Source organism: Imperialibacter sp. (genome assembly GCF_040222385.1).
In the GTDB taxonomy this organism is placed as follows: Bacteria; Bacteroidota; Bacteroidia; order Cytophagales; family Cyclobacteriaceae; genus Imperialibacter.
Genome location: NZ_JAVKDF010000019.1, coordinates 1 through 4,683 on the forward strand (window position 1 = coordinate 1; position 4,683 = coordinate 4,683).

General features: G+C 44.3%; 2 protein-coding genes. Both read left to right on the forward strand.

Features of this window, described 5'->3' with window-relative positions:
- On the forward strand, positions 1 to 802 hold an 802-nt coding region (locus RIG68_RS05985), incomplete at its 5' end, for a T9SS type A sorting domain-containing protein (RefSeq protein ID WP_350119847.1).
- Between the two features lie 508 nt (positions 803 to 1,310).
- Positions 1,311 to 4,683, forward strand: a 3,373-nt coding sequence (locus tag RIG68_RS05990) for a hypothetical protein (RefSeq protein WP_350119850.1), incomplete at its 3' end; no start/stop codon positions are given.

A 4,683-nucleotide genomic window follows, 5' to 3' on the forward strand; every position in this document is an offset into this window, starting at 1 on the left:
CGATGCTGCCACCTCAGTGACCAGGCTGCTTACCATATCTAAAGGTGTTCAAACCATAACCTTTGAAGCGCCAGAGGGCAAAACGTTTGGAGCCGAAGCGTTTGACCTGGCAGCCACGGCAAGCTCAGGTTTGCCGGTGACTTTAACCAGCTCCAAGCCTGGCGTTGCTATGATCGAAGGATCGACTGTGACCATACTGGGTGCCGGAACCGTAACACTGAAAGCAAGCCAGCCCGGAAATGACAGCTATAGCTCGGCGGCTAGTGTCGAGCACGTGTTAACGATCAACAAAGCCGCTCAAACAATCACTTTTGATGTGCCTGATGTAGAGTCTGGCGATGGTGCTGTCGAACTTGTGGCTGAAGCCACCTCTGGCCTGGCAGTAATCTTTGTATCAAGTAATCCTGATATTGCCAAAGTCACTGGAACCACCCTTGAGGTGCTGGCTGCCGGAGAGGTAGAGGTTACCGCCAAGCAAACTGGGAACGCCAATTACCTGGCCGCAGAAGACGTAAGCCATACGCTGGTAGTATTGCCAACGGGCCTTGGAGACAATCTAGCTGATAAAGTAGAGGTGTACCCCAATCCGGCACAGAGCTATATCGAAGTTAAACTACCTGACAATATTACCAAAGCCAGCTATCGCCTTACGCAAATAAGTGGCCATGTGGTGAAATATGGCGACTTGCATCTAAACCAGGCCAAAACGAAGATCATCGTCGAAGATATTGGCCCCGGCGTGTACCTGCTCAACATTAGCGGTGAAAACTACTCTGAAGTCTTCCGGGTAATTAAAAACTAAAACCACACAACACATTATTGAGTAAAAAAGGGCTGGGAAACTGGCCCTTTGTTACTAGAATTCGTTTGCAAAAAATAAGAGAACATCCTCCCTTTGCCCTTCAAAAGCTCTGGAAGTGACAAGGCATTTGCGCAAACTCAAATAATTAATATTTCAGGGAAATACAGCATAGCGCATAATTACAGGGTATTCTGTGCAACAAATATCTTACGGCAGCCTTTTTAAAGGCCTAGCCCTAAAAAAGAGCTGGTAGTTCATTGCATTGAGCTTACATATTTTAGAAGTAAAACTTTGCTCATTATAAACTAAATTCTATTTTGCTGACCTCATTTCAGTTTTAAGGCATTTTTTAGCAAAATGTTATAGAGTGGAATAGGCTTCTGAGCGCATTTTTAGGGAAGGATATGTGTCTCAGAGATTTAAAAACGTAGCTATCTACTAACCTGAAGTGAACTACTGGTGGATCACCTTTATGAAATTCATCATGAACACGTAAAACAAGCTTAAAATGACACGTTCTTTTACATCAACAAGCCTTCGAGGGGGCATTAAAGCTATTTTGTTGACTGCTTCACTACTGTTTGTAGTCTCACTCGAAGGATTTTCTCAGCCTGAGCTGACGAGGATCGAAACACCAAATTCAGGCACGGGTGATGGCGGCTACCTGTATGATCTGGCTGACTTAAACGGCAAGGCTTATTACCCTCAAGACTCTAAAATCATCGAAATCGACCAGAGCCTGAACAGAACTGAAATTACCCCTGTAAGTGGCGACGGATATTCAAACACCATTAACTATATAGCGCCCCTTGGCGATAAATTGTTTATTGACAGGTTCTACTTTTATTCCTATGCGGGAGAGCCTGCGTTGGTAGATCCAGCGGATGGGTCTGTCACTTTTATAAAAGACATTAACCCATCGGGCTATGCATATATATATGACGTATTTAGTATTGGGGACAAAGTTTACTTTCAGGCATATGACGGCAGTGGTTATGACATTTGGGTGACAGACGGCACCGAGGAGGGGACTCTAAAGATTCTTCCTGGAGGGTATTTTAATTATGTTAAGTATTTTAAATTCAACGACAAGGTTTTTATTTCAGTCAATAACAATAGTGTCTGGGCAACTGATGGGACAGTTGACGGAACGGAGAAAATCTCCAGTGAAGGTATTTACACCAACTACATGACTGGTGCTTCTACCGAGAATTTTTTCTATTACACAAGTAGGGGCTCGAATAACCTTTACCAAATATTTAAGTCAGATGGAACGGCAGAGGGGACTAATATGATCGCAGAGAGTGAGTCTTCTAACAGGTCTTACGTATTTGACGTCAACGGGGAAGTATATTATTCTACCTATTTAAATGGCTTAATCAACTTTGAGAAATACAGAGAGGCACAAAACCAGTCCGAAACAGTTGCAAGTCACCCCTATACAATTTTATTTTTTGCTTCAAATGGGTCTGAAGCATATTTTATGGACTCTGTCCACCCTTATAGGATTTGGAAACTTGACGTTTCAAGCGGTAGTGCTGAAATGATAGTGACTTTTGCAAACAATGAATACTACCAGGGATCTTTGAATGGCTTTGCCGGCGATAAGTTAGTCTTTGCTATATATTCTCCGGATACGGGAAACGAACTTTGGGTGACCGATGGAACTGAAAGCGGAACGGGACTTTTAAAAGATATATATCCTGGCCCCTTTTCTTCATTGTATAACACAAACAGGCTCTTTGAAAGCAACGTGCTAGGTAAGATTTTTTTTCGAGCCAGAAATCCTGAAACGGGTCAGGAAGTTTGGGTGAGCGACGGAACTAGCTCGGGCACCAGTCTATTGGAAGATACCAACACAGCTCCGCAAAGCATTTCCATGTTCAAGATGATAGCGACGGAGGATAAGCTGTATGCTCAAACTTCCTATTACGGCAATGGGGTTCCTAATCTCTATCAATTAAGCCCTGGGGAGGCGCAACTAACAAGCCCGCTGGAGGGAGAAGAGGTAACTTTTGAGACTCAAGGAGGAATAGCAGATCTTAACAACGATATATACTTTTATGGCTCCCAATTAAATAATGATGGATCCTTTCAGCAAGGGCTCACCAAATTGGCAGGTGATGGAACCATTAGCCAGGTAAAGGACGATATATACCTTTATACCTATGGCCTGACGAAGGTTAATGGCAAATTATTCTTTGCCGGATATGGTGAAGGTTATGAGCTTTGGGTGTCCGAAGACGGAACTTCCGATGGCACCTATCAAGTAGCCAATATTGCCCCCGGGTACGGCAGCTCAGTTGAAACGAACAGTTCCAAAGACTTGCCTATTACCTTCTTTAAAAATAAGTACTTTTTCGCCGCAAACGATAATACATCGGGAAGAGAGCTATGGATAACTGACCTGACCGAGGAGGGCACCACATTGTTTTTTGATCTGGAGCCGGGAAGTGACGGCTCATACCCGGAAAACTTCTTCGTCGCCGGCGACAGGCTCTACTTTACGGCGGAGACAAATGGCTCCACTCAGTTGTGGGTGACAGATGGGACTCCTCAAAACACCAGGGTTATTGAAACAGTTAATGCCGTATCGTTTTTTCATGTAGGTAATGAAGTATATTTTCTCGAAGACTACGACTATCGATACTATGCTTTATGGAAAACTGATGGCACAGCAGACGGCACTGAGGAAATTCTGGATTTAGGCTATTCGTATTATTCGATACCTGCCATTCAATCTGACAGAGGCCTTCTCTACGTAGATTATAACAATTCTACAGGCTACTACGATTACTACTTTATAGATAATGAGGGATTGCAGACTACACTTAAAACTGGCGGTGCGCAAGCATACGGCTTTTTTGCAAAAGGTAATTATATCTACTACAACTATGGGTTTTCTTTTTTCTACATGACAAATGGGTCTGATATCGATGAAGAAGTAATAAACCTTTACGACGAAGCATTTCTGACCCCCTATGCTGATGTCAAAAATTTTACTGCTTTCGGAGATGATCTTGTTTTCAACTCATATGACTATTCCGACTATGTCATCTCACTATGGAAACTCAGCCTTTTCAAACCTGTCGCCACAGTTATTTACGATTCCGACCCGCTTGAATCTGGAGAAACCATCAACTTTGGCACCCTTTCTGAAGGAAACCAGTCTGGCATTGAGACCGTCACGATAGAAAACGGGGGCTTTGTGGACTGGTCATTTCCTCAAGGAAGTACGTTGGCTGTGATGGGAGATGCGGCAGATGACTTCATTATCGTTAACGGCAGTTTACCCTCCACTCTCAGACCTGGCGAGAGCTTCGATGTCGACATCAGGTTTAAGCCAAAGACAGGTGATGTAAGGCAGGCTTATATCGAACTCCCAGCCCTGGTTGGTTCCAGTTCCCCCGGCACCGTCAATCTGGAAGGGGTGGGTACAGATTTTGAACAGACTATCAAGCTACAAGTACCTTCAAAAATACTGTATAAGAACACTCCGATCGCCTTAGACATCGAAGCGACATCCGGGCTTCCTGTTACTCTCACCTCGTCTGACAAAACAGTGGCTGAATTTGTAGATGGAAACCTAGTTACTAAGAAGTTTGGCACCATTACAATCACCGCTACGCAGGGCGGCAATGTATACTTCCATGCCGCCGACCCTGCTACAAAAGAAGTAGATATTGTCGTTGGCGGGCAAAGCATTGCCTTCAATAGCGCTAACACGTACCGCATTGATAATGACCCCTTTGAGTTAAGCGCCACCAGCACCTCGGGAAACCCGGTGACATTTGCCAGTGGAGATGCTACGGTTCTTTCTATATCCGGAACCACAGCCACTATCCTTAAGGCTGGTGTAGTGTCGGTTACCGCATCAGTAG